Source organism: Niveispirillum sp. CC-CTL257, from assembly GCF_059489915.1.
On the sequence record NZ_JCAJXE010000001.1, the window covers coordinates 1,880,637 to 1,904,858 of the forward strand.

Consider the following 24,222-nt stretch of genomic DNA (forward strand, 5'->3'; position numbering starts at 1 on the left):
CAGCCAATCTTGGATGCCACTGACGCCGCCGCCGCCCATAGCGACGGGTGATCCTTCTCGCGGTCCAGCCACGCTCCCCTCAGCTGATCACTTTCATCAAAAGCTGCCAGAGTTGTTCATCGAAAGCCTTATCACCCGCAGCCGCACCGGTACGCACGACGATCAGCCTGGCACTGGGCACGATATAAAGGCGGCGGTCAAACGCTCCCAGCGCCGCCACCATGTCGGCCGGTGCCGCCGTGACCAGCGGACCCTCACGCCGCTCCCCCACGGCACGCAGCGTATATTGGCTGCTGTTCAGCCACCACAAGTGCCCATAGGCGGGATTGGTGGCTGACGGCGTCAGCATTGCCTTTATGGAGGCTTCAGAAATAATGCGTTTACCATCCTCCGCCAGACCTCCGGAAAGGATGATGGAGCCGAACCGGGCCGTGTCACGCGGCGAGGTGACAAGGCCCGTGTCATTCCCGATACCGGCCAGCACGGCCGGTCGCTTGCGCCAGGTGGTCGCCTTCATTCCCGCCGGCCCGGTCAGCCAGTCGCGCGTGACCGCGTCGAGCGACTGTTTCGACGCTACCGCCAGAACACGCTTGGTCACGGCGTAAACAGGCGTGTTGTAATAGAACTGGGTGCCTGCCGGGGCAACATAACCGAACTTGTCATCCAGCCCGGAACTCATCGTCAGCAGGTCGATGACGCGGATTGCGGCTTCCTGTAATGGCGTGGCCTTGGACCAGCCAGCGCCGATATAGTCGGAAACCGGCTTCTGGACATCGATCAGGCCCTTGTCCACGGCGATGGCCATAAGCACCGCGATGAAGCTTTTCTGCTGCGAGGCCACATCTTCCAGCAATGCGCCTTCGGCATCACGCTCATAGGCGAAAAGCGCGAATTGCGGATTGCCCTCCGGCGCTGGCCAGTTCTTCTCGATCAGCGTCTTGCCGTCCTGAATGACAAGAAAGCCCGTTGTATTCTGCTGGCGCAGATAGTCGAGAAGCCGCGTCAGTTCCAAACTGTCCGCCGCAGCGGCGGTGGAAGTGGTAACGGTTGTCTGAAAGACGGTCAAACCTGCGAGCAGGGTGGCAGCAAGCAGTAGCTTCAAACGGAATCCGGCCATTTTAGCTCCCCCTGACAGCACGCGGTTTGCGGACTGGCACTGAAGGTGTCAGTGCCTCCCGGGCACGGGTCCCATGCGCGAGCATGATTCGCGCAACCTCGCCCTGCATGTAATAGAGAATGTCCCGCGCCCCCTGGCTCGCCGCATCGGCATTGCGGATCAGAAGGGCTGCGCGGACGCGGCGCCAATGATCATAAGGACCGTGCCCATCCGCAAAAACCGTCAGCGCAGTGTAGGAATAATGAAAGCGCGTCTTGCGGCGGATCGCTTCGATCATATGCTGTGCGTTGGGGCTCGCCGCCGCTGCCATGTCGCTGAAAATTGCCTCGCTGAGTGTAATGACCTCTTCAGGCGGCGCCCGGCGCGCAGCAACCTCCAGCAACTGGTCGATCTTCACCAACATGGCGCGGATCGCCGTTTCAGATGCGCGCAGACAGGCAAAGCGCGCGGCCAAGCCGTAAAGGGCAGCCCGCACCTCATATAGGTCGAAAACCTCCTCCACACTGGTGGCGGAAACCCGTGCACCGCGATTGGCCTCCATATCCACCAGACCATCATCGACCAGCGCGCGCAGGGCACGCCGCACGATGGACCGGCCGACGCCGAATTCACTGCAAAGCCGCGCCTCCCGCAGCCATTCGCCAGGGGGCAGCTCCTGGCGCTGAATGCGGCGGCGCAGCACCTCTGCCACATCGTCGGCTCCAAGCGGACCCGATGACGCCGCCGCTTCTGCATCCATGTCGGGATCATCAGATCCAGGATCGCGATCCACCGCTTTGGCCTTGCTGCTCAACGTCATTGCCCCTTCTACAGGCGGCCCCGTCCCGGGCACCGAACCGCAAGCTCGACCATGATCATTCTACGGAGATTCATCATACGTCAACGTCAATATTGTCGTACAATCCAGCCCTCATTGAGGGACAGAATGACCGATCACCATCGGGCTGATATGTCCCGTCCTGTCTGGCAGGTCGAAAATGCCACCCAGCCAGCGACATCCCTTCGCGCGGGAGTTTCCTTATGTTCAAGACCAGCAGACGCCGTTTTCTGGCCACCGGGGCCGCCCTTCCCGCCGCAGCGGCAATGGCGAAGGTAACGCCGGCACAGGAGGATCGGGTCGCGGCCGACCTTGCCAAATATATCGACTTCGGCAGCAAACAGGCCGGCGGGACCGGCGACAATGCAGTCGGGGAATGGCTGTCGTCGGAACTGGCGCAGCTTGGCTTTCGGGTTGAACGGCAGGACGTAGCCACACCGTTCTTCGACCCGAAGCGCGCTGAACTGCTGTGCGGCGGGGCCACGGCGACCGTGTGGCCACAGCCCATCGTGATCCCCACAGGGCCGGACGGTATTACCGGCCCCCTGGTACGCGTCGATGCACAAGGTCTGGCCGATGGCCCACTGAACGGGGCCATCGCGCTGATCGACCTGCCATATGGAAGGTGGTCCTCGGCATTGTCCAAGGCGATCCGGGAGCCGATCACGGCCGCCTTCGGCAGTGGAGCGCGGGCGGTGGTCGCGATCACCAACGGCCCCACGGGCAAGGTAATCGCGCTTAACGCTGATGGCCGCGAACCGATGTTCGCCGGCCCCGTCGCCCTACTAGCCCCCGAGGATGCGAAGCCGTTTCGCGCAGGCGCCGTCGCCAAAAGCGACGCCACCCTGTACTTGCAGGGCGTGACAGGAAGACGCCCCGCCTTTAACTTCATCGGTCGGATGGATCGGGGACGCAAACGCTGGCTGGTTGTATCGACACCGCGTTCGGGCTGGTACGGCTGCGCGGGGGAGCGTGGGCCCGGCATCGCTGCCTGGCTGTGGATCGCCCGCTGGGCTGCCGGGGCGGTGAAGGATCACGACCTCGCCTTCGTCTGCCATAGCGGCCATGAATATGAGAATCTGGGTGCATCGGAATCGCTGAAGGCCATCGCACCGAAACCGGTGGAAACACGGTTCTGGCTACATCTGGGCGCCAACGTGGCCGCACGCGACTGGCAGGAATGGCCCGGTAAGTGGCAGCCGCTGCCCAGCGTGGACACCCAGCGCTATCTGTCGGTCAGCCCTTCCCTGCTGCCGGTGGCGCGGGAGGTCTTCGCGGGCCATGCGGGACTGGAAGCGCCCCTGTCCACGGATACGCTGACAGCGGGCGAACTGACGGAAATCGTGGCGGCCGGCTATGCCCCGACGGCCGGGGTCTTCGGAATCCACCGTTTCCACCATGTCGCGGACGACGACGCAAGGTGCGTGTCGGCGCCCGCTGTCGCCGAAGCCGCCGCCGCGTTCCAACGGCTTATCGAAACACAAATCCGTGTCTGATGATCCGGGGACATCACATGCTCCGGATTTTCCTCGGGTCCAGTTCAACCACCGCCATGCCCATGGCCCGTTTCACCTCATCGAATGACGCTCGTGCCTTTCGGACACCGTCATCGATCCATTCAGGCGGGCGAATCTGGCGACCGATGAAGCCCAACGCATCCAGAACGCGGGGAACCAGCGAGGGTCCGATATGGTCGGCGCCACGGACCAGCCGGTATTCATGGCCAACCCCGGCATCGAAAAGAATGCGATGCAGGAACTCCACCCCCTGATGCAGGTAAAGCATGTCCTGATCACCGACATCGAGATAGATGGGCAAGTTGACCAGCCGTTCCGGATCATTGCTGGCGATGGTGGCAGGGTTGTTGGCGGCCCAATAGTCCAGATCGACCGGCGACCCGAATATCGGCTGGATCACCTTTTCCGGCCGCCAGAATTTGACATTCGGACCGACATCCGCCCAGGACAGGACGGGCTCAATCGCCGGCTCCAGCGCGGCCACGGCGGCAAAGCTTTCGGGATGCTTGAAGGCCAGCCGTAAGCTGCCCAACCCGCCCATCGACACACCTCCGATGAAACTGTGCCGCCGTTCGGCGGAGACGGCCAGACTGCCGCGCAGATGGGGCAGCAGTTCCGACATGATGAAGGTTTCCCAGCGCTGCGACCTGTCCCTGAAATCCATGTATAGGGATCGGCGGGCGCTTGGCGTGGCGATGACCAGGGATGGAATCACGCCGGCACTGATGGCCGCGTCGATCGCAGGCGTGAAACGGAGCAGGTCCTGATCGCTGCCGTTACCACCATGCAGGAACAGCATTAAAGGAAGAGCATGCCCCAGACCATAGCCGGGCGGCGTATAGATGCTGACGGCGACATCACCCGGTACGTTGGCGGATTGCAGCGTGATAGCGCGAACCGTTCCGGCCGGTTGCTCTGCCCCCTTGTCTGCGACCTGGGCAAGGGCAGGCATGCCCGACATCGCGGCGATGGCGGCCGCAAATTTCCGTCGATTGATCACTGGAAACCCTCCGTCGCGACGCGAGACCCAAGGATACGGGGTGGCATCAGGGGTGGCGGCCTAGCTGGCCGGACTATTCATTTATTAGATTGTGAATAAATGAAATGACTGTCAAGCCTTCCCTCCCCTATACTGCCACCATCAACCGCGCAGGAGACAGGGTCGGCCACGGCCCAGGCTGCACGGAGACAGGAGAGGGACACCCTTCCATGTTCTCTGCCAATGGGCTCGTCCATAACTGCATACGCCCCTATGTTACGGCACTGTTCGTCATGGTCACCTTGCTTGCCTGGGGATCAGCCGCAGGGCATGAAGCACCCCCGACGACCCGCAGCATTCTGGATGGCCCCGAGCCGGCAAGGTCGGGCAAGCCAGCCTGGTTCAGTCTGCGGCCGCCGGAAGCGGAAACTGACCCCGTGGCAGGTGCGTTCGAGACGGGCCAGACGGACCTACCGGCGCGGCCCGCCCTGTTCGCACCCGGCCCGATGAGCCCGCTTTTCAACGGTGCTGTCCTTCACGCGGATGTCGCCACCATCGTCGGCTTTTCCCATGAAAGCCGGGCCGCTGGCGACTATCTGTGGGGGCGCGTCACGGGGAAGCCGGCCTATGAGAAGACCGCGCACTGGGTAGCCGCGCAGTTGCGCGCTGCCGGCTATACCGACACGCGCCTGGAGCCATTTCGTATCAACGATGTCAATCTGCCGGTGACAGGGGAAGTCCGGCTGATCGGCGGTGCGGAGATGGGGCCGGGAAGCCAGGACATCGTGCTGCAATCGGCGATGGTGCAGGGGATTGGCCCCGTCAATGGAACCGTCACTGCACCGCTGGTCTATGCCGGCATGGGCATGGATGCCGACTTGGCCGGACGCGATCTTCATGGAAAGATCGCGGTGATCCTGGCATTCCCGGCCCCCAGCCTTTATGCGCCGATCCCGGCTCGTCGCACGGAAACGGTTACGAAGGCCGGCGCTGTCGGTGTGGTTGAAATCCTGGTACAGGCCGGAAACCTGAAAAGCTTCGACCGCGACCGCCATGGCTGCGGACGGGGTTTGTGCTTCACGGTGGGCGGAGAGGACGGGTTCTTCCTGCTAAACCTTATGAGCGAAGCGGACCGCGCAGGGCGAAGCGTCAATGCCAGCCTGTCGGCAACATCAGAAACTCTCAATATGGACGTGTCCAACGTCGTGGCCACGTTGCCGGGCAAGACCGCCCGCACCATCATCGTCGATGCGCATATCGACGGCTGGTTCGGAGGTGCCGATGACAATGCATCGGGCGTCGCGATCATGCTGGCACTGGCCAGGCATTTCACGGAGGCGCCCAAACTGGAGCGAACCCTGGTCTTCGTGGGTAGTGCCGGTCACCACAGCCCCGGTGCCAGCGGGCTCGCCGCCTTTCGCGCCCGGCACGATGCCGGTCACGTAGCCCAGGCCGACCTTATCCTGAATATCGAACATCCGGCCCAGGCCGCGACGATGCGATCCTATGTCGACCAGCAGGATAATAATTTCGGGCGACGGGTCATCGCGGCGTCCGGCGAACTGCCCAAGCAGATCGCCATCAGCAACAGCGCCCCTTATCTGATCGGTCTCTGGCGACAGGGGATAGAATGTTTCGGGCTGGATGCCCAACGGGTCATCGACAAGCCGCTTCCCGGCGAGCTCAAGGCGTTTGCGTCGCGGCCGGAGATTCCGCAGACGCAAATGATCGCTTCCGGTGCCGTCTATCACACGACGGGTGATGATCTTTACAGCGTCCCACCTGAAGGGTTGGAACGCGCGGCACGCTTCTACGCCCATTTCATCGCGCAAGTCGCAAACGCGCCCGCCGGACTGCTGCGGGGCGGCGAGTGGACGGCAGCGCGGCAATGCCCACCCACGCCATGAAATGATCGACCCTTGCGAGGACAATGGTATGCGATACTCTGTTGAGGGGAACGCTTGGCGGCCGGTACCGTCAGGCATGTGGATACAGAACCCATCAGCAATGGATAAGGAATTAAGGGGCAGTCCAGGGCTGGACGGTGAGGCCGTCCGGCAACTGCTGCAGGGTGCTGTTCTGAAGGGTGCGGACCCCCTGGTCCTTTTGCAGGAAGCGGGGATTGATCCATCCGTTTACGGCAACCAGATGGAAGGGATCGACGGCAGGGCGCTGGTCCGGCTGGTCCGCCAGATCCAGTTCCGGCTGGACGATGTCTATCTGGGCTTCTTCGCGCAGAATTGCCGGCTGGCACTGGAGGCCGAACGGCTGCTCTCCTTCCTGCATTGCACGACACTGGGCGAGGCACTGCGGGTCAGCATCCGGTTCACAGACGCCATGTCCACCAATGTCGGGCCCGACATCAAGGAAGAGCATGGGGTCGGCCTTAAGCATATCTGCAACTACCAGACGATTGCGGGCGTTGATCGTGACATATTCGTCTGGATACGGTTCGTCTGGATATATCAGTTGTTCAGCTGGCTGATCGGTCGGCCGCTGGCATTGCGGAGCCTTTCCGTGCGCGGGCCGCGTCCGTCACAGGAAAACGGGTTCGACCGTTTCGCACCTTTCGGTTGTCCGGTGCAGTTTGACGCGGACGTTGACGCCCTGTCCTATGAATGGGGCGATCTGACGGCCCGGCTGGTCCACAATACGATCACCGAATACAATGATTACTATGGCAGCGAGCCTGACTGGTTCGCCCCGCCCGACCGTGGCGTGAGCTGGCGGGAAAAGACGCAGCAGGTCCTGATCGATTGCCAGCGGGCCGGCCTCTGGTCCGTGCCAGTGGAGGTTGTGGCATCACGCCTGCGGACACGGCCGCGACGGCTGCGTCATGATCTGGCGCTTGAAGGCGAGAGCTTTCAGGATATGCGGACACGGCTGCGCGGAGAGCTGGCGGCGGCATATCTGCTGGCCAGTGACACGCCCATCACGGAGATCGGCTTCATCCTCGGCTTCAGCGAACCTGGAAGCTTTTCCCGGCATTTCTGCACCTGGGCGGGGATGTCGCCATCAACATACCGGGCGGAATATATGAACGATGCGGCAAAGGTCCGTGCCGCCACCGTCCTGCTCAATGACCGGCGCCTGCCCTGACTGAAGGGGGACGCGCCAGCGGCCCTGTCACTTGTGTCAAATCATGGGGTCAGACCGGTCATTGTGTCCCAACCTGCGGATGCGAAGATTACCCCCTGACCGGGGGCGGCAGATCCCCGGCGTTTCAATCAATCGGGATGGAATGACCATGAAGAGCATGATGCCGACCCGCCATATGCGTGCGTTGGGTCTGGGGGCGACTGCGCTGTTCGGCGGCTGTCTTGTTCCGGGCCATGTCTGGGCCCAGACGCAAAGCAACAACGCGACGTCCAGCACCGGGACCCAGAGCGAGATCGTCCTGGAAGAAATCGTCGTCACGGCGGAAAAGCGTGCTGAGGGGCTGCAGAACATCCCCATCGCCATCACCGCTGTTTCGGGCGCAACCCTGGAAAAGGCCGGCGTCAAGGAAGTTGGCGACCTTGTGCAACTGGCGCCCAGCCTGCAATTCGGCACGCGTTCCACCAACGTGTTCATCGCAATGCGCGGCATCGGCCAGGCTGGGCAGGATATCGGCAGCCAGTCAGGGGTGACCGTATCGCTCGACGGTGTGCCGCTGCTCAATCATTTCATGATGAACCCCGCCTTCCTGGACATTGAACGGGTCGAAGTGCTGCGCGGGCCGCAGGGCACCATTCAGGGCCGCAACGCCACGGGCGGCGCCATCAATGTCTACAGCAAGGGACCGACCGACCAGACCGAAGGTGAAATCGGTCTCACTGCGGGCAATTACGCTCGCATGGGCATCAAAGGCTTTGTGAACGCGGCGTTGTCCGATCAGGTCATGGCGCGCATTTCCTTCCAGAATGACCGCGCCGACGGCTGGACGAAGAACCAGTTCCTGAACCGCCGCAACGACGATGCCGACATGACCCAGTTGCGTGGGCAGCTGCTGGTCAAGCCGTCGGACAGGTTCAGCGTGAATGCGCTGGTCGATTACATGCGTGACCGTGGCGATCCGTCCTTCAACGTGCTGCTGGGTCGCGCCGATCCGGCCCGCCCCACGCCGGCCGAGGTGCCTGGCTATGCCTATCCGGTCAACAATCTCAAGGACCTGAAATTCTATTTCAACGAGCCCGGCCAGCGCGATGTGGAGGATGTGCGCGCCACCCTGACCGCCCGTATGGAACTGGGTTCAAATAGCTCGATCACTTCCACCACCGGCTATATCCGGCACGATATCGACCTTACCAATCTGGATGTGGACCTGACGCCCGTTGTCGGCTCCCGCTTCGATCTGATCGGTCTTTATGCCGAGCAGGCGACACAGGAGTTCACGGCCACCACCGATCTGGGCGACCGGGCGGATCTGGTCGCCGGCCTGTTCTACATGCATGGCGACGCCAGCGAGCCGCTCTATCTCAGCTCCGCGACGGTAAAGAACCTCCTCATCTATCTCCCCAACGAGAAGCTGAATTCCTACGCCTCCTATGTGCAGTTCCGGTACAATCTGACCGATGATCTCCGCGCCACCGCCGGCGGGCGCTACACGATCGACAAGAAGACTTACGAGATGGATGCGACGTCGAGCGGGCGGCGCTACCTGCTGGGCGACAAGGATACCTGGAAGGCCTTCACGCCCCGCTTCGTGCTGGATTACACGCCAGAGGAAAACACGCTGATCTATACAAGCGTGTCGCGTGGCTTCAAATCCGGCGGTTTCAACACGCTGGGCGACATTACGCAGCCGGTCAACGTCTTCAATCCGGAATATGTCTGGAACTACGAAGTCGGAACCAAGGGCAAGTTCTTCGACAAGCGGCTGCGCATGGGTCTGACCGCCTTCTACGCCGACTACACGAACCTGCAGCAGACCGTCTTCCGCACCAACGAGGAAACGGGCGTGCGCTTCCCCAGGGTGGAGAACGCGTCGGCCGCCAAGATCAAGGGCATCGAGCTGGAGTTCGAGGCGGCACCGACCAGGGGCCTGAAACTGTCCGGTGCGGCCACGCGCCTGGACACGGAATATGGGAAATTCTGCAACAACGATCCTCTTTACCCCAACGTGCCGACCGCCGCGTCCTGCATCGGCGTCCTCAGTGGCGGCAAGCCGCTGCCGCCGGGTGCCGTTAACCTGGAAGGCAACACGCTGACCCAGGCGCCGAAATGGCAGTTCAACCTTTCCGGCGAATATGCCTTCCCGGTTTCAGGGAACCTGGAGGTCACCGCGCGCGCCGACTACAAATGGCAGAGCAAGGTCTATTTCGACATCTATAACAACCCGTTGAACACGCAGGAAGATTACGGCCTGCTCAACCTGTCGATGGCCCTGGGGACGTTCGACAAGACCTGGTCGCTGACCGGTTGGGTCCGTAACGCGGCCGACAAGCGCTATATCAGCCAAGCTGTCACCCGCCCCGGAGCGAATGCCTATACCTCCGGGTCCGTCGGCACACCGCGCATGTATGGCGCCACGCTCTATCATCGGTTCTGACCTGGCGGGAAGCAGCGCCGTCCGCCCATGCCGACAAGGGCATGCGGGCCCAGGCGCTGCTTCCCCTTTCCATTGGGGCAGACACTATTTTAAAAGTCACGAGGAAGTACGACATGGTCAATCGCGGGGCTGACGCCAGCATTCCCCAGATCAGCCTGTACCGGGAATGGCTGCATCGGGAACGCGGGCTGGCATTTTGCGACTATGCGGCGATGTGGGAATGGTCGCGCACCGATCTGACAGCGTTCTGGCAAAGCGTCTGGGACTATCACGGCCTGTGGTCGCCAACGCCCCCATCCGTAATCGTGGAAGGGACGATGCCGGATGCCCGCTGGTTCACGGGCGCGCAGGTCAATTATGCCCGACAGGTGTTCCGCCACGCCGATATGGCGGATGCCGCCGGCCAACCCGCCATCATCGCCGCCGATGAAAGCGACCGGGTCACCGAACTGACCTGGAGCGCATTGCGGCATCAGGTCGCGACATTCGCGCTTGAGCTCCGGTACCGGGGCATCGGGCGTGGTGACGTGGTCGCGGCCTATCTGCCGAATATTCCGGAAGCCGTGGTGTCGATGCTGGCCTGTGCCAGCATTGGTGCCATCTGGACAATATGCTCCCCCGATATGGGCACGCCGGCAGTGCTGGCCCGGTTCCAGCAGACGGCACCCAAGGTTCTGATCGCTGTGGACGGGGTTTCCTATGGCGGCAAGCAGGCGGATCGCGCCGCCACCGTCGAGACCATCCGTCAGGGCCTGCCCAGCGTGACCGACCTGTTCGTGATCGCCACGGGAAAAGGCGCGTTCCCCATCGCAGGTGCCAGCGATTTTCATGCTGTCCAGCCAGTGGACGCCCGAACGGCGGCGATGTTTGAGCCGGAATGGCTGCCCTTTGACCATCCGCTATGGATCCTTTACTCCAGCGGAACTACAGGTCTGCCCAAAGCCATCGTCCATGGGCATGGTGGCGTTGTCATTGCCGCCTGTGTCGGGAACATGCACCTGGACCTCGGGGCCAGCTATTCCCCCAACAATTTCGGCGAGCGGTTCCACTGGTACAGCGCCACCGGCTGGGTGATGTGGAACATCCAGGTCGGCGGCCTGTTGTCCGGGACCACCATCTGCATTTACGACGGTTCGCCAAAGGGGGCTGCCGGCGCGGCGGAATGGACGCCGTTATGGGCGTTCGCCGCGCGGCACCATGTAACATGGTTCGGGGCCGGTGCGGCCTTTTATGCCAGTTGCCGAAAGGCGGGTCTGGCTTTGCGGGACATCGGCGATCTGAGCGGCATCCGGGCGCTGGGAAGCACCGGATCTCCCCTGACCGTTGATGACCAGACCTGGGGCACGCGCCAGTTCGCCACCCTGGGCACCGCCGATATCTGGTGGTGTAACATTTCAGGTGGTACCGACATCGCGGCGGCTTTCCTGTCAGGGAACCGGGAACTGCCGGCGACACCAGGACGAATGCAATGTCGGCACCTTGGCGCGTCGGTGGACGCCTGGGACGAGGATGGCCGGGCCGTCCAGGGGCAGGTGGGTGAACTGGTTTGCACACAGCCCTTTCCCAGCATGCCCCTGTTCTTCTGGGGTGACACCGAGCGCGCCCGTTATCGATCCACCTATTTCGAGAGCTGGGAGGGCGTCTGGCGGCATGGTGACTGGTTGAGCGTGGAGGCCGATGGCAGTTGCACCATCGCCGGGCGCAGCGACGCGACGATCAACCGGCACGGCCTGCGCATGGGAACGGCGGACATCTATGCCGCTGTCGAACGTCTGCCCACCATCGTGGACAGTTTGGTCATCGACCTGGAGGATGGGGTCGGTGACAGCAAGCTTCTGATGTTCGTGGTTCCCGGCGAAGGCACTCTCTGGGGGCCTGAATTGGAAGCAGCCATCGCCAAGGCCATCCGCGAGACGCTGTCGCCGCGCTTCATCCCCGACCGGTTCATCCAGGCGCCAGCCATTCCCCGTACCCTGTCCGGCAAGAAGCAGGAGCTGCCGGTCAAGCGGCTGTTCCAGGGGTGGCCCGTGGCGAAAGTCATCGACCCCAGCCTGACAGACAATGCCGCAATCATCCCCTGGTACGTCGCGCAGGCAGATGCCTGGCGGGCGGAAACCGGCATGACGTCAGCAAAGGTTGCAGCCAGGGGCGAATGATCTGCCGGCCAACAAAAATACGCTGATAGGGGGAACATATGACGGGTTCGGCATCGGACAAGGACGGCTCTTCCATCTTCAAGGTCGCGGTGACGGCCGGGGCCGGTGCGACAATCGAATGGTATGATTTCTTCGTTTATGGGACGGCAGCGGCCCTGGTGTTCCCGAAAATCTTCTTCCCGGCGGACCTGCCGCCGCTGGTTGCCCAGTTAGCGGCGTTCAGCACCTTCGCCGTGGGCTTCATCGCCCGGCCGTTCGGCGGCATCGTGTTCGGTCATTTCGGCGATCTGTTCGGCCGCAAGAAGGCGCTTCTCGTCGCCCTGCTGACCATGGGCCTTGCCACCACGGCAATCGGCTTCCTGCCCACCTACACGACCGCCGGCATATTCAGTCCGCTGCTGTTGATCATTCTGCGGCTGATCCAGGGGGTGGCCGTTGGCGGACAATGGGGGGGTGCGGCCCTGCTGGCCATCGAAAGCGCCCCCAAAGGCAAGAGCGGCTATTTTGGCAGTTTCGTTCAGATGGGCGTGCCGCTGGGTGTGGTGCTTTCCAATATCGTCTTCTTCATCATGATCACCACCCTGTCCCCGGATGCGTTCCAGTCCTGGGGTTGGCGGGTGCCCTTCGTCCTGAGTTTCGCCCTGGTCTTCATCGGCATCTATATACAGACGCGGCTGGAAGAGTCGGTGGAATTCGAACAGGCGGCCCGGTCGCAGGAGGACACCCCAAAGGAACACCGGAAATCCCCGATCCTTCAGGTTCTGACCCGGCATCCGCTGAAAATCCTGCTGGCCGGTGGCGCCTTCATCGCGTCGAACACCTGTTTCTATGCGGCCATAACCTATGCCGTTTCCTATGGCGACACGGTCCTGCATCTGTCCCGGAGCGCCATGCTGGCCTGTGTGGTGGCGGCCAGTGTGGTGATGGTGCCCAGCCTGCTGTTCTTCGGGGCCCTGTCGGATCGGGTGGGAAGGTCAAGACTGTTCATGATCGGGCTTGCGCTGACGGGCCTTTGGTCCTTCGCCTTCTTTCCGTTGCTGGAAACACTTTCTTACCCGGCGATCCTGGCCGCTTTGACCGTGGAACTGGTCTTCATCAGTATCATGTACGGCCCGCAGGCCGCCCTGTTCGCAGAGCTTTTCCCCGTGGCCGTGCGCTATTCCGGTGCGTCGCTTGGATATCAGTTGGGGGCGGTCATCGGTGGCGGCTTTGCGCCGATCATCGCAACGGCCCTGTTCGCCGAATATGCCTCCTCGCTGCCCATTTCGATCTTCCTGTTCGGCGTATGCTTCCTGTCGCTGATCTGTACCTGTCTGTTGACCCGGCATGTCAATGCGTCCTTGGTTGGGAAAGGTTCGTGATAATGGAACTCATCACCTCTCTACACCGCCGGGTGCTGGTGCCGGTTGCGGCCGCCATCGCCGCCGTCACGCTCGGCCTGCCCTCCCCCGCCATGGCGCAGTCTGCCGCCAATGCGCCGTCGGCCGATGCAGCGCGTTGCGAGGCGCTGGTCTGGCTGCGCCGGCAGGATACGACCATCACCAGCGCCACAATGGTGGCCCAAGGGGCGGCGGCACCCGATATTCCCGGCGCTTCCGACCTTCCGGCTTTCTGCCGGGTCGTCGCCCATGTCCGGTCGGCGCCGGGGTCCGACATCGGTATCGAACTGTGGCTACCGGTCGAATGGAATGGCGTCTTTCATGGGAACGGCAATGGCGGGTTCGCCGGATTGCTGCAAAGCGGCTATGGCGGCATGGTCCGCGGGCTGCGGCGTGGTCATGCCGTGGCAACCACCGACACGGGCACAGCCCCCGCCACGCCGCTGGACGGTGACCCGTTGATCGGGCAGCCCCGCAAATGGCGGGATTGGGGCCGGCTTTCTACCCATGTGATGACGGTGACCGGCAAGGGCATTGCCGCCGCCTTCTATGGACGGGGGGTGGAGCGGTCCTATTATACCGGCTGTTCGACCGGGGGGCAGCAAGGCCTGATTGAGGCCCTTTATTATCCCGAAGACTATGACGGCATTCTGGTTGGCGCCCCCGTCATCAACAGGACATGGGGGCATGCGGCGGTCCTATGGAACTATACCGCCGCCCATCGCACGCCGGACAGCCTGCTATCGGAGGCCAAGCTGAAGCTTCTGAACAGGGCCGCCATCGCGCGCTGCAATGCGCGCGGGCACGGGCAGGAGGAGGAGGATTTCATCACCGATCCCCTGTCCTGCCGCTTCGACCCTGCGGAACTGAGTTGCCAGGGCGCGGATAGCGACCAATGCCTGACCCCGGCAGAGGTCGCAACCGCCCAGGCATTCTATAATGGCCCGACCATGGGGGACGGCCGCCCCGCCTTCTTCGGCTGGCTGCCGGGCAGTGAGGCACCGGGCAAATACGGCTGGTCCTTTCTGCAAAGCGCGTTGAAAGGACAGCCACCCTTCAGCAGCCTGTTCAAATGGGTTTTCGGTGCTGAATGGGATTGGCGCAGCTTTGACCTGGACCGCGACATGCCAAAGGTCGATGCCGCCCTTGGCGACATCGTCAATGATGCGACACGGGGCAGCCTTCAGGCATTCAAGGCACGTGGCGGCAAGCTCATCATTTATCACGGTACGGCCGATACGCTGGTGCCCCCGGCCCAGTCGGTGGCGTTCTACGAGCGGCAGATGGCGGAACTGGGCGGGCGGGCGCAGACGGAAGAGGTGGCACGCCTGTTCATGGCACCCGGACTGATGCATTGTGCCGGCGGCACCGGTCCCGATGCGTTCAATTCGGCTGCGGGCGGCATGCCGCTTCCCCCCGTTTCCGACCCAAACCACGACCTGTTCGCCGCCCTGATCGCATGGACCAACGGAGGCCCCGCCCCCGCGCAGGTGATCGCGACGAAATATGGCACTGACAACGCCAAGACGATCACCTTCCAACGCAAACTGTGCGCCTACCCGCAGCAAGCCCGGCATGACGGCGGTGGCTCAGCCGCTTCCGCCGATAGTTTTGCCTGTTCCGCGCCGTAACGTCAGTTCACCCTGATTGGAACAGTCAGCGTATCTCCAATCAGTGACTGCCCCTAACTCCGACCGCGCCCTGCATATGCCGGGCGCGGTGGCCCAACGCCATGACACTGAAGAAGGAAACCGCACACATGGCGCAAAGGTAAAGCGAGATCGACAAGGTCGACTGGTAATGGGCGTAAAGGGCCGTGGCGATGATCGGCGCGAAACCGCCCCCCACCACCGACCCAACCTGATAGCCCAGCGACGCCCCGGAATAGCGGACATCGACGGGGAACAGCTCCGCGAACAGGGCCGCCTGCGGCCCGTACATCATGCTGATGAACAGCATCTCCACGGCGATGGCCAGGATGATCAGGGGCGTGGACGCCGTCTCCACCAGCGGGAACATGGCGAAGGCCCACAGCCCGCTCAACACCGCGCCGATCATGAAGATGCCGCGCCGCCCATACCGGTCCGACAGGCCGCCGAACACCACCAGCACCGGCAGCATCATGGCGCTGGCCGACATCACCGCCAGCAGCATGGTCTCCTGCGCGATGCCCAGAGTGGCCGTGCCATAGGCGACGATATAGGTGATGGCCATGTAGAAGCAGGTATTGTTGGCGACGAACGCCCCGCCGGCCAGCAGCACATCGGGCATATGATCGCGCAGCACCCTGGTCAGCGGCAGTTCGCGCGGCTTGTCCGCCGCCGCTGCCGGCACCGTCTTGCCGAACTCCTCCGGCTCCTCCAGATGCCGCTGCACATAGGTGCCGATCAGGACCAGCACCACCGACAGCAGGAACGGCACGCGCCATCCCCAGGACTGGAATGTCTCCGGCGAAACCGCCTCGCTGACCAGCAGGAAGACACTATTGGCCAGGACCAGCCCGACCGGCACCCCGATTTGCACGAAACTGCCGTAATAGCCGCGCCGGTTGGCGGGCGCGCTTTCGATGGCCATCAATGCCGCCCCGCCCCATTGCCCGCCGACCGCCAGCCCCTGGGCAAAGCGCAGCAGCACCAGGGCCAGCGGCGCGAACACCCCCGCCTGGGCATAGTTGGGCAGAAGCCCGATGCCGGTGGTGGCGATACCCATGATCAGCAGGGCGATGGACAGGGCCCGCTTGCGCCCGAACATATCGCCCAGATGCCCGAACAGGATGCCGCCCAGGGGCCGCACGATGAAGCCGACGGCGAAGGTGCTGAAGGCCGCGATCTGCGCCACCAGGGGCGGCATGTCGGCGGGAAAGAACTGTGCCGGAAAGACCAGGGCCGCCGCCGTACCATAGATGAAGAAATCATACCATTCGATGGAAGCGGCGGCCCCGGCGGTCGCCGCGACCTTGGTGGTGGACCGTACCCGTGTTGTCGCTGTCATGTTCCGTCCCCGTTCAGCGCGCGGTCAGCAGCGCCCGTGCGCTGGCCTTCCTGTCAACTGCCCTTGATGATGCCGGCGAAATGCCGGGCGCTGGGCTTGGGTGTGCGTGCGAATGTCTCGCGGTCGACGGACACCAGCCCGAAATGCTGCCCGTACCCTTGCGTCCATTCGAAATTGTCCAGCAGCGACCAGTAGATATAGCTGCGCACATCGACGCGTTCGCGTAAGCACTGTTCCACTTCGGCCACGCATTCATTCAACCACGCGACGCGGCGCGTATCATCATCCGTGGCGATGCCGCTTTCCGTGACATGGATGGGCTTGCGCGTCTTGGCATGGGCCAGCCGGATCACCGACCCCAGGGCCTTGGGGTAATATTCGTACCCCGCCGCCGTCATCTCCACCCCCGCCGGGGCCGCCATCGGTCCCCTGGCATCGACCCGGATGCGGGTATAGGCCTGGACGCCCACGAAATCGCTGCTGTTCACGGCGTCCCACCAGCCGCCGTAAAGCGTCGCCTCCACCTGTGCCGCGATGCTGTCCTCGCCCACCGCCTCCACCGCCTGCGTGGTCAGGGTGACGCCCACGGGGAAGTCGCCGGGCCCCGCCTTGATCGCCTGATAGGCCTTGGCGTGGGCGGCCAGCAGGTTCGGCTCCACCCGATCCGGTTCCGCGAACAGGATGGAGGAGAAGTTCGGCGATCCCGTGGCCCGCCCCGCTGCCGCGATCATGGCCGACCGCCTGGCGCGGTGTTCGGGCGTCGCAGCCATGCGGAACACCTTCACCAGCAGATGGATATTGGCCTCGTTGAAGGGCGATGCCATGCCGATCTGGTCGCCCAACGCAAGGGTTGCGCGCTCACAGAACCGGGCGAACAGGTCGGAACTGTCCGCCGCCTCCCACCCGCCCCGGCTGGCGAACCAGAGCGGCACCGTGAAATGGTTATAGGTGACGATGGGCAGCAATCCATGCTCCCGGCACGACGCCAGCACCCGGACATAATGGTCAAGCGCCGCCTGATCGAACCGCCCCTGATCCGGTTCAATTCTCGCCCATTCGATCCCGAACCGGTAGCAGTTCAGGCCGATGTCGCGGGCGATCGCGAAATCCTGGGCATAGCGGTTATAGCTGTCGCAGGCGCTGCCCGACGACTCCTTGTAAACCGTTTCCGGCAGATGTTCGAGAAGCCAGCTGTCGGAATGCCTGTTATTGCCCTCGCTCTGATGCGCGGAAATGGCGGAACCCCAGAGGAAACCTCCGGGTATCATCCGGCGCGGTACGGCGCGGGCCGGCACGACCCCTGCCAGGGCAGCCGCCGTCATTCCCGCCAGCACATGGCGGCGTGTCGTGATCATCCCATCCTCCCTGACTTTTATGGTACTGGACGTGAACTCAGCCGTGCTCGGCGCGTAGCCTTGTCTTGTCGATCTTGCCGGTCGCTGCCACCGGCATGGCCGCCACCCGCACCACCGCATCGGGCAGCCACCAGGACGGAACGCGCGGGCGCAACGCGCCCAGCAGCGCCTCATCCGCGATTTCCACCCCCTTGCAGGGTTCCACCACCAGGATCGGGCGCTCCCCCCATTTCGGATCGGCGCGGCCCACCACGGCGACCTGCGCCACTTCCGGCAGCGCCCCCACAATGGCCTCGATCTCGCCGGGATTGATCCATTCCCCGCCCGATTTGATCAGGTCCTTGGCACGCCCCGTGATGGTGACATTGCCATCATCATCAATCTGGGCCAGATCGCCCGTATCGAACCAGCCATCCTCATCCACGGCAACCATCTCCTGCCCGAAATAGCGCTGGACAACGGCGGCACCGCGCACGCGCAGCCGCCCTTCCCGTCCCCGCTGTTCAGGCAGCGCCACGCCGTCCGCATCGGTCAGCAGCAGATCGACGCCCAGCGTCGGCCGCCCCGACTGCGCTGCCTTGCGCACCAAAGCCCCCGGCGGGGCCGCCGTGCCCAGGGGCGACAGCTCCGTCATGCCCCAGCTGGTCTGGATCGCCACCCCCAGCCGGCGCTCCAGCCGTTCCATCAGGGCCTGCGGCATGGCGGCCCCGCCCACCATGATCCGGCGCAAGGTCGGCACCTCCCCGCCCGTGCGGTCCAGATGATCGGCCAGCCCCAGCCAGACCGTCGCCACCCCCGCCGCCACCGTCACCCCCTCCCGGTTGATCAGGGCGGCAAGGCTGGCCCCGTCCTGGTGCCGCCCCGGCAGCACCAGCTTGGCCCCCGCCGCCGGCCCGGAAAACGGAAAGCCCCAGCCATTGGCATGGAACATCGGTACCGCCACCAGCACGCAATCGCGTGACGTCAGCCCGCAGGCATCGGCCTGCAGCTGATGCACCGTATGCAGGTAATTGGACCGGTGCGTATAGGTGACGCCCTTGGGCGCACCGGTGGTCCCCGACGTAAAACACAGCCCCGCCGGCGCATCCTCCCCCACCCCGCGCCAGCCGACATCAAGGCCAAGGGCGGCCAGAAGATCGCCATAGGCCCAGACCTTGGCGCCCCCGCAATCCGGCAACGCCTCATCGCACCCCGGTTCGTCCAGTATGATGACATGTGCCAGACCGGGGCAGAGTGCGACCAGCGACCGGGCCAGTTCGATCAGGTCGGGGCTGACCGCCAGCACGCGGTTGCCCGCCTGCCGGATCATCCCGGCCAGATGCGTCGGCGACAGCCGGGGGTTCAGCGTGTGACAGACGAGGCCCACCCCCACCGCCCCGTACCAGCATTCCATATGCGCCTGACTGTTCCAGGCCAGCAGGCCCAGATTGTCACCCGTCTTCAGGCCCAGCGCCTGCAACGCCCCGGACAGGCGCCGGGCGCGGTCGCGCAGAGCCGCATAGCCGATCCGGCTGGTGACCCCGCCGCCACCGGCCGTCACGACCTCGGTGGCGCCATGCCACCGGGCCGCATGATCGATGAAACGGTCCAGCGTCAGCGCATAGGGCTGCATGGCGCCGGCGGGCAAGGGATTGCTCATCTTATTGCTGTGCTCCCGCACATTTCTAAGGGGATATTTTTCGCTTCCGGGCGGCTTCTTCCCGGCAGATGGCCTCGAACCCGGCCGCCATGAATTTCGCCATGTGCCGGCGGATGGAGACAAAATCGTTGGAGGAACAGAGCCCGTGGGACAGTTCGTCCAGACGGCCCGTGCGGGCCATATTGTGCGTCATCGCCCCGGACACGAAATGATAGCCCCAGAAGATCGTTTCCTCGTCACAATCGGGCATGGCTTTCTTCAACAGGTCGATCAGGGCCAGAACGACCGGGTTGAAATATTTGGTCATCTTCTCGGCGCCCCAACCGGCGGCACTGTTGGCCTGGGCCGCGATCTTGCCAAAGGCGCGCCATTGCTCCGTCTCCTCGATCTGCACATTCAGGTCGGCATCGATCCAGGCGGCCAGCGCCCCTTCCACCGTGATCTTGTCGCCCACTTCCTCGGCATAGCGGCGCATGGATTCCAGACGGTTGCGGGCGGAAATCGGGGCCTTGCGGGCCCAAACCGCCTCACAGATGCTGTCCTTGCCGCTGAAATGATAATGGATCAGGGTGGAGCTGACACCCACCCGCGCCGCCACATCCTTCAGCGTGAACCCGTGATAGCCGAACTCGGCGAAAAGCTGCTCGGCCGCGTCCAGGATGCGCTCGATGGACGCTTCACGGACGCGGGCCTTGTGGTTCTTGCCACGGGCAGGTTGTTCAACGTCGCTCATGATACTCCCAACTTCCGACCTGGGGGCTTCCGCCGGGCGACGTCCCTGCCGCCCGGCTCTTTCCCAGTACGGTTAAAATGCCGAGAACCCGATGTCGAGCCGCCAGGCACGCCCCTGCTGCCGCCGGCTTTCGACCAGCGCGTCGGCATGGGCGAACGGCCCGGCCAGAAGCCCGCGCCCCACCGCCGGACGCTCGCCAATTTCCAGATACCCCGCCTCGCCCGGCCGATAGCGGGGCCACGCCACCTCGCCCCCGGCCTGCGGAACGCCGTCACGGACGAAGGACAGCCAGTACCCCATCATCGCCGCCGACAGCCGGGCCTCTTCCTCGCCCGGCGGCGGCTTGGGCCAGTTCGGGCCCAGCGCCGCATCCGGCCCCACCTGCCCGAACATGTAGGGCAGTTCGCTGGCGTGGAAGGCCGCGAGCTTGCGTTCCCTCTGCGCCGGCGTGCTGTGCCGGAAATAATAGAGATAGGCCGGCTGCCCCGCCGCTGCCTGCTGGCGCACGATATTCTGTGCGGCCCAGCCATAAAGCCCGTCACGGATGGAGGCGGCGGCATCCTCCTTCGGATCGTCACCGGGATAGAGCGCCAGATAGGCCGCCGCTCCGCCGCCGAACCGGGCACGGATATCCGCCTGATATTCCGCCTTGGTGGCGGGAATATTCTTCGGCACCAGGAAAGGCAGCGACCGGATTTCGCCCTCATTGAAGCCGGCCAGGACGGCGACCTTGGCCTGCTCCCCCTTGGCAAACGTATCGGCCAGCTGCCTGGTCAGGACCGAACCATCGATCACCGGCTCCGGTGCCCATCCTGTCGCCAGCCCCGCCTTGAACAGGGTCACCAGATCGGCGGCGCGCAGCGACGCCGCATCGCTGATCCCCGCCATCTTGCCCAGCGCCGCCCCCATCGCCTCCGCCGACGGCAGACCCAGCGTCTCGTCACGCAAGGCGCGGTAGCTGGGCATATAGCCGCTCTGCACGATGGCGGCGCGGAACAGACCGTTCGCTTTCGGGCTGGCCATCAGGGCGATGGCCGACAGGCCCCCGGCGGATTCCCCGGCGATGGTCACCCTGGCCGGATCGCCGCCGAACGACGCGATATTGTCGCGGACCCAGCGCAACGCCTCGATCTGGTCCAACAGCCCGTAATTGCCGGACAACTGATCCGGCTGTTCAGCACTCAGTGCCGGATGCGCCAGGAAGCCCAGCAGCCCCAGCCGGTAATTGATGGACACCACGATTACGCCCTTCTGCGCGATCCTTGTCCCATCATAAAGCGGCTCTGAACTGCTGCCCCCCACCAGCGCCCCACCATGGATCCAGACCATGACGGGCAGGCCCTTGGCCCCCGCTGGTGCCCAGACATTCAGGCTCAGGCAATCCTCGGCCATCGGGGCCATGCCGCCATAATAGAGACTGGTCGGCACGGGCGGCGGCTGCAGGCAGGAGGGGCCGAAATTCTTCGCCTCGCGCACGCCCTGCCACGGGCGCGCCGGTACCGGCGGACGCCAGCGCTGTGTGCCCGTCGGCGGCTCGGCATAGGGGATGCCCTTGAAGGACAGCACCCCGTCGCCGGACACACCCTGCAACACGCCATTGCCGATACGCACCTGCGGGTCGGCGTTGGCCAGGGCCGGCTGCCCCGCGACCAACCCTGCGCACAGGCTGGCGAAGGCCAGCCACCGGCGCATGCCGCGCAATGCCCTTACCACAGATTGTACCCCAGCCGGATACCGACCGTCAGCGGCCGGGTGACGGCATGGCGGCTATAGACGAAGGCCTCCGGGTGGACATAGGTGACGGCATTGCGGTTGGTCAGGTTCTCGCCATAGAGCGTGACCGTCAGATCATCGAAGGTGACACCCGCCTGCAGGTTCAGCAGCGTATAGGCGTCGGTGCTGGCATAGGTCGGACGCGGCACTGTCGGCTTGCCCGGCGTGTTGGGGAACCCGACCGGGAATGAACCGACATGCTGGATCTGGAAGCTGGTGAAGGCCGGCTTGTCATTGAAGACCGTATAGCTGTAGGTGCCGAAGAACGATCCCTGCAGATGCGGCGATGCCAGCCGTGATCCATCAACCGCACCCGAAATCTGTGCCTCCTGCGTGGACAGCTTCGTCACCTTGGCATCGTTCAACGAGGCGTTCAGGCCCAGGGTCAGGCCGCGCGTGGGCCGGAGCGTGACTTCCGCTTCCAGACCCTTGCTGACGGCCTGACCGATATTGGTGGCGAACTGCACGCTGTCCGACACCCGGTTGGCCTGTACCTGCAGGTTCGACCAGTCGATATAATAGGCGGCGAGATTGGCCGTCAGCTTGCCATCCAGCCACGTGCCCTTGATCCCCGCCTCGTAATTGGTCAGATCGTCGGAACTGGCGCCCGGCGGGATGACCAGATCGGTGGGGTTGATGGTACTGACACTGCCGGCGCGGACATTATAGACGGGCGTGCGATACCCGGTAGACACCGTCGTATAGAGCGTCATGTTGCGCGATGGCTCATAGGACAGGCTGGCCTTCCAGGACGATTTCTCCGCCGACGGATAATCGCGGGTCACCGGTGCTGTGGGCACCAGGGTCAGCGGCCCCCGGATACCGCCCAGCGCATAGGTGAAATAAGCCGAATTGAAGCCCGACAGCACATCGACCGTCGTCTTGTACTTGCCATAGCGCAGGCCACCGGTCGCCGACAGCTTGTCAGTGATATGGAAGGTCAGTTCCCCGAAACCCGCCAACTCATAGGAGCTGGCATCCGTCTCATTGGCATAGAACGTACCATCCGGCATCGCGCCGGTAATGCCACGCGTGGCCAGGAAGTTAGGCCGCGACGCCTGGCGGGCGTCCAGATACTGTTGACGATCCAGGTAATAGCCGCCGACCGTCCATTCAAACCGCCCACCGCTTTCCGAAACCAGCCGCGTTTCCTGCACCAGGGTCTTCCAGATGCCGGTATTGAACAGGTCATAGGGGATGGCAAGGGCGAAGGTGCCCGATAGATCGACGTCGAAATGCCCCTTCTGGTGGCCATAGCTGGTGGAACTGGTCAGGTGCGCCCAGTCGAAATCATAATCCAGCGTCGCATTATATTGCTGGGTCTTGGAGGTATAGAGGTCGGGCATGGTCGTGTAGCGCTTGCGCTTGCCCAGCGACGGCGTGACCAGGGAGGCATCCTTGGGCTGGCTGTCCTCATACAGCGCCATCAGCTTCACGCTCAGCCGGTCTGACGGCTGCCACATCAGCATGGCGCGCCCGCCGGCACTTTCCAGCGTGTTGGCGTTCTTCTTGCCCGTGCCGGTATTCTCGATATACCCGTCCTCGTGCCGGTAGAAGCCGACGACGCGCAGGCCCAGCTTGTCCTCCACCAGCGGCACATTCACCATGCCGTTATACCGCTGGCGCAGTCCGTTGGACGCCGGGGTATAGCCCGCATCCACCGACAGCGCCTTGTCGGTCTGGCTCAGATCGGGGCTCTTGGTCAGGATGCGCAACGCGCCCGACAGCGAACCCGACCCGAACAGCGTCCCCTGCGGGCCGCGCAGGAATTCCACCCGCTCCACATCGAACAGGGTCGGGTCCAGCGTCACCGAATTGCCGATGGTGGTCAGCGGCAGATCGTTCAGATAGATGGTGGTCGTGCTTTGCAGCCCGGCATCATAGCCATTGACCGAGATGCCGCGCGTCGTGACGCTCAGATTGTTGCTGCTGCGGCTATCCAGCACGACACCCGGCGTTTCCTTGGCGATGCCCTCGACGCCGACAATGCCCTTCTGGGTCAGTTCGGCCTGGGTGAAGGCGGTGATGGACAACGGTACATCCTGTAACCGCTCAACACGGCGGGTTGCCGTCACCACAATCTCTTCCAGCACCACACCCTCATTGGACGGGGTCTGGGCAACAGCAGCGGACGCAGCCGCCAGCAGCGCCGTTGCCGACGCGGCACAAGCTAGATTTCTCAATTTGTCCTCCCTGTTTCGGCTGCGTCTTTGGCGACGCTTTTGCGCGAATGGAC

Annotated in this window: 16 protein-coding genes; 7 read left to right on the top strand and 9 right to left on the bottom strand. The window is 63.7% G+C overall.

Features of this window, described 5'->3' with window-relative positions:
• Positions 1 to 79 precede the first annotated feature (79 nt).
• A complete protein-coding gene (locus ABC729_RS08875) occupies positions 80 to 1,117 on the bottom strand; it encodes a serine hydrolase domain-containing protein (RefSeq protein ID WP_495607263.1) in 1,038 nt (345 codons plus the stop codon).
• A gap of 1 nt (position 1,118) precedes the next feature.
• Positions 1,119 to 1,910, bottom strand: a complete 792-nt coding sequence (locus ABC729_RS08880) for a GntR family transcriptional regulator (protein ID WP_495607264.1) — start codon at positions 1,908 to 1,910, stop codon at positions 1,119 to 1,121.
• A gap of 227 nt (positions 1,911 to 2,137) precedes the next feature.
• Between ABC729_RS08880 and ABC729_RS08885 the strand changes: the two genes are divergently transcribed.
• Complete coding sequence (locus ABC729_RS08885; RefSeq protein ID WP_495607265.1) at positions 2,138 to 3,430, top strand: hypothetical protein; 1,293 nt, start codon at positions 2,138 to 2,140, stop codon at positions 3,428 to 3,430.
• A gap of 13 nt (positions 3,431 to 3,443) precedes the next feature.
• Here the strand turns inward: ABC729_RS08885 and ABC729_RS08890 are convergent, their stop codons facing one another.
• Positions 3,444 to 4,451 (bottom strand): alpha/beta hydrolase, encoded by a 1,008-nt coding sequence (locus ABC729_RS08890; protein ID WP_495607266.1) that lies wholly within the window; start codon positions 4,449 to 4,451, stop codon positions 3,444 to 3,446.
• Positions 4,452 to 4,660: 209 nt separating this feature from the next.
• Between ABC729_RS08890 and ABC729_RS08895 the strand changes: the two genes are divergently transcribed.
• The 6 genes from ABC729_RS08895 (at position 4,661) to ABC729_RS08920 (ending at position 15,126) form a co-directional block, all read left to right on the top strand.
• Positions 4,661 to 6,337, top strand: coding sequence for a M28 family peptidase (locus ABC729_RS08895; RefSeq protein ID WP_495607267.1), 1,677 nt, complete (start codon positions 4,661 to 4,663; stop codon positions 6,335 to 6,337).
• A gap of 100 nt (positions 6,338 to 6,437) precedes the next feature.
• Complete coding sequence (locus ABC729_RS08900) at positions 6,438 to 7,529, top strand: AraC family transcriptional regulator (protein WP_495607268.1); 1,092 nt, start codon at positions 6,438 to 6,440, stop codon at positions 7,527 to 7,529.
• A gap of 148 nt (positions 7,530 to 7,677) precedes the next feature.
• Positions 7,678 to 9,960 carry a TonB-dependent receptor gene (locus tag ABC729_RS08905; protein ID WP_495607269.1) on the top strand — a complete coding sequence of 761 codons (2,283 nt, stop codon included), beginning with the start codon at positions 7,678 to 7,680 and terminating at the stop codon, positions 9,958 to 9,960.
• Between the two features lie 113 nt (positions 9,961 to 10,073).
• Positions 10,074 to 12,116: an acetoacetate--CoA ligase gene (locus ABC729_RS08910; protein WP_495607270.1), complete on the top strand. Its 2,043-nt coding sequence runs from the start codon at positions 10,074 to 10,076 to the stop codon at positions 12,114 to 12,116.
• Between the two features lie 38 nt (positions 12,117 to 12,154).
• A complete protein-coding gene (locus ABC729_RS08915) occupies positions 12,155 to 13,477 on the top strand; it encodes an MFS transporter (RefSeq protein ID WP_495607271.1) in 1,323 nt (440 codons plus the stop codon).
• 2 nt (positions 13,478 to 13,479) lie between these two features.
• The gene (locus tag ABC729_RS08920; RefSeq protein ID WP_495607272.1) at positions 13,480 to 15,126 is read left to right on the top strand and encodes a tannase/feruloyl esterase family alpha/beta hydrolase; all 1,647 of its coding nucleotides are present in this window, start codon (positions 13,480 to 13,482) and stop codon (positions 15,124 to 15,126) included.
• Between the two features lie 40 nt (positions 15,127 to 15,166).
• On the opposite strand, the gene ABC729_RS08925 is transcribed toward ABC729_RS08920, so the two are convergent.
• From ABC729_RS08925 to ABC729_RS08950, 6 genes are all read right to left on the bottom strand, one after another.
• Positions 15,167 to 16,486, bottom strand: coding sequence for an MFS transporter (locus ABC729_RS08925; protein ID WP_495607273.1), 1,320 nt, complete (start codon positions 16,484 to 16,486; stop codon positions 15,167 to 15,169).
• 53 nt (positions 16,487 to 16,539) lie between these two features.
• Positions 16,540 to 17,841: a glycoside hydrolase family 1 protein gene (locus tag ABC729_RS08930; RefSeq protein WP_495607274.1), complete on the bottom strand. Its 1,302-nt coding sequence runs from the start codon at positions 17,839 to 17,841 to the stop codon at positions 16,540 to 16,542.
• A gap of 37 nt (positions 17,842 to 17,878) precedes the next feature.
• Positions 17,879 to 19,480: an AMP-binding protein gene (locus tag ABC729_RS08935; RefSeq protein WP_495607275.1), complete on the bottom strand. Its 1,602-nt coding sequence runs from the start codon at positions 19,478 to 19,480 to the stop codon at positions 17,879 to 17,881.
• A 25-nt stretch (positions 19,481 to 19,505) separates the two neighbouring features.
• Positions 19,506 to 20,213 (bottom strand): TetR/AcrR family transcriptional regulator, encoded by a 708-nt coding sequence (locus ABC729_RS08940; protein ID WP_495607276.1) that lies wholly within the window; start codon positions 20,211 to 20,213, stop codon positions 19,506 to 19,508.
• Positions 20,214 to 20,285: 72 nt separating this feature from the next.
• Entirely contained in the window at positions 20,286 to 21,905 is a 1,620-nt protein-coding gene (locus ABC729_RS08945) for a carboxylesterase/lipase family protein (protein WP_495607277.1), read from the bottom strand.
• 14 nt (positions 21,906 to 21,919) lie between these two features.
• On the bottom strand, positions 21,920 to 24,169 hold the full coding sequence (locus ABC729_RS08950; protein ID WP_495607278.1) for a TonB-dependent receptor: 2,250 nt from the start codon (positions 24,167 to 24,169) through the stop codon (positions 21,920 to 21,922).
• Positions 24,170 to 24,222 lie beyond the last annotated feature (53 nt).

Coding starts and splice junctions, on each gene's coding strand:
- ABC729_RS08875 (WP_495607263.1), bottom strand. CDS start 1,117: ATGGCCGGATTCCGTTTGAAGCTACTGCTTGCTGCCACCCTGCTCGCA.
- ABC729_RS08885 (WP_495607265.1), top strand. CDS start 2,138: ATGTTCAAGACCAGCAGACGCCGTTTTCTGGCCACCGGGGCCGCCCTT.
- ABC729_RS08895 (WP_495607267.1), top strand. CDS start 4,661: ATGTTCTCTGCCAATGGGCTCGTCCATAACTGCATACGCCCCTATGTT.
- ABC729_RS08900 (WP_495607268.1), top strand. CDS start 6,438: ATGGATAAGGAATTAAGGGGCAGTCCAGGGCTGGACGGTGAGGCCGTC.
- ABC729_RS08905 (WP_495607269.1), top strand. CDS start 7,678: ATGAAGAGCATGATGCCGACCCGCCATATGCGTGCGTTGGGTCTGGGG.
- ABC729_RS08910 (WP_495607270.1), top strand. CDS start 10,074: ATGGTCAATCGCGGGGCTGACGCCAGCATTCCCCAGATCAGCCTGTAC.
- ABC729_RS08915 (WP_495607271.1), top strand. CDS start 12,155: ATGACGGGTTCGGCATCGGACAAGGACGGCTCTTCCATCTTCAAGGTC.
- ABC729_RS08920 (WP_495607272.1), top strand. CDS start 13,480: ATGGAACTCATCACCTCTCTACACCGCCGGGTGCTGGTGCCGGTTGCG.
- ABC729_RS08925 (WP_495607273.1), bottom strand. CDS start 16,486: ATGACAGCGACAACACGGGTACGGTCCACCACCAAGGTCGCGGCGACC.
- ABC729_RS08930 (WP_495607274.1), bottom strand. CDS start 17,841: ATGATCACGACACGCCGCCATGTGCTGGCGGGAATGACGGCGGCTGCC.
- ABC729_RS08935 (WP_495607275.1), bottom strand. CDS start 19,480: ATGAGCAATCCCTTGCCCGCCGGCGCCATGCAGCCCTATGCGCTGACG.
- ABC729_RS08940 (WP_495607276.1), bottom strand. CDS start 20,213: ATGAGCGACGTTGAACAACCTGCCCGTGGCAAGAACCACAAGGCCCGC.
- ABC729_RS08945 (WP_495607277.1), bottom strand. CDS start 21,905: ATGCGCCGGTGGCTGGCCTTCGCCAGCCTGTGCGCAGGGTTGGTCGCG.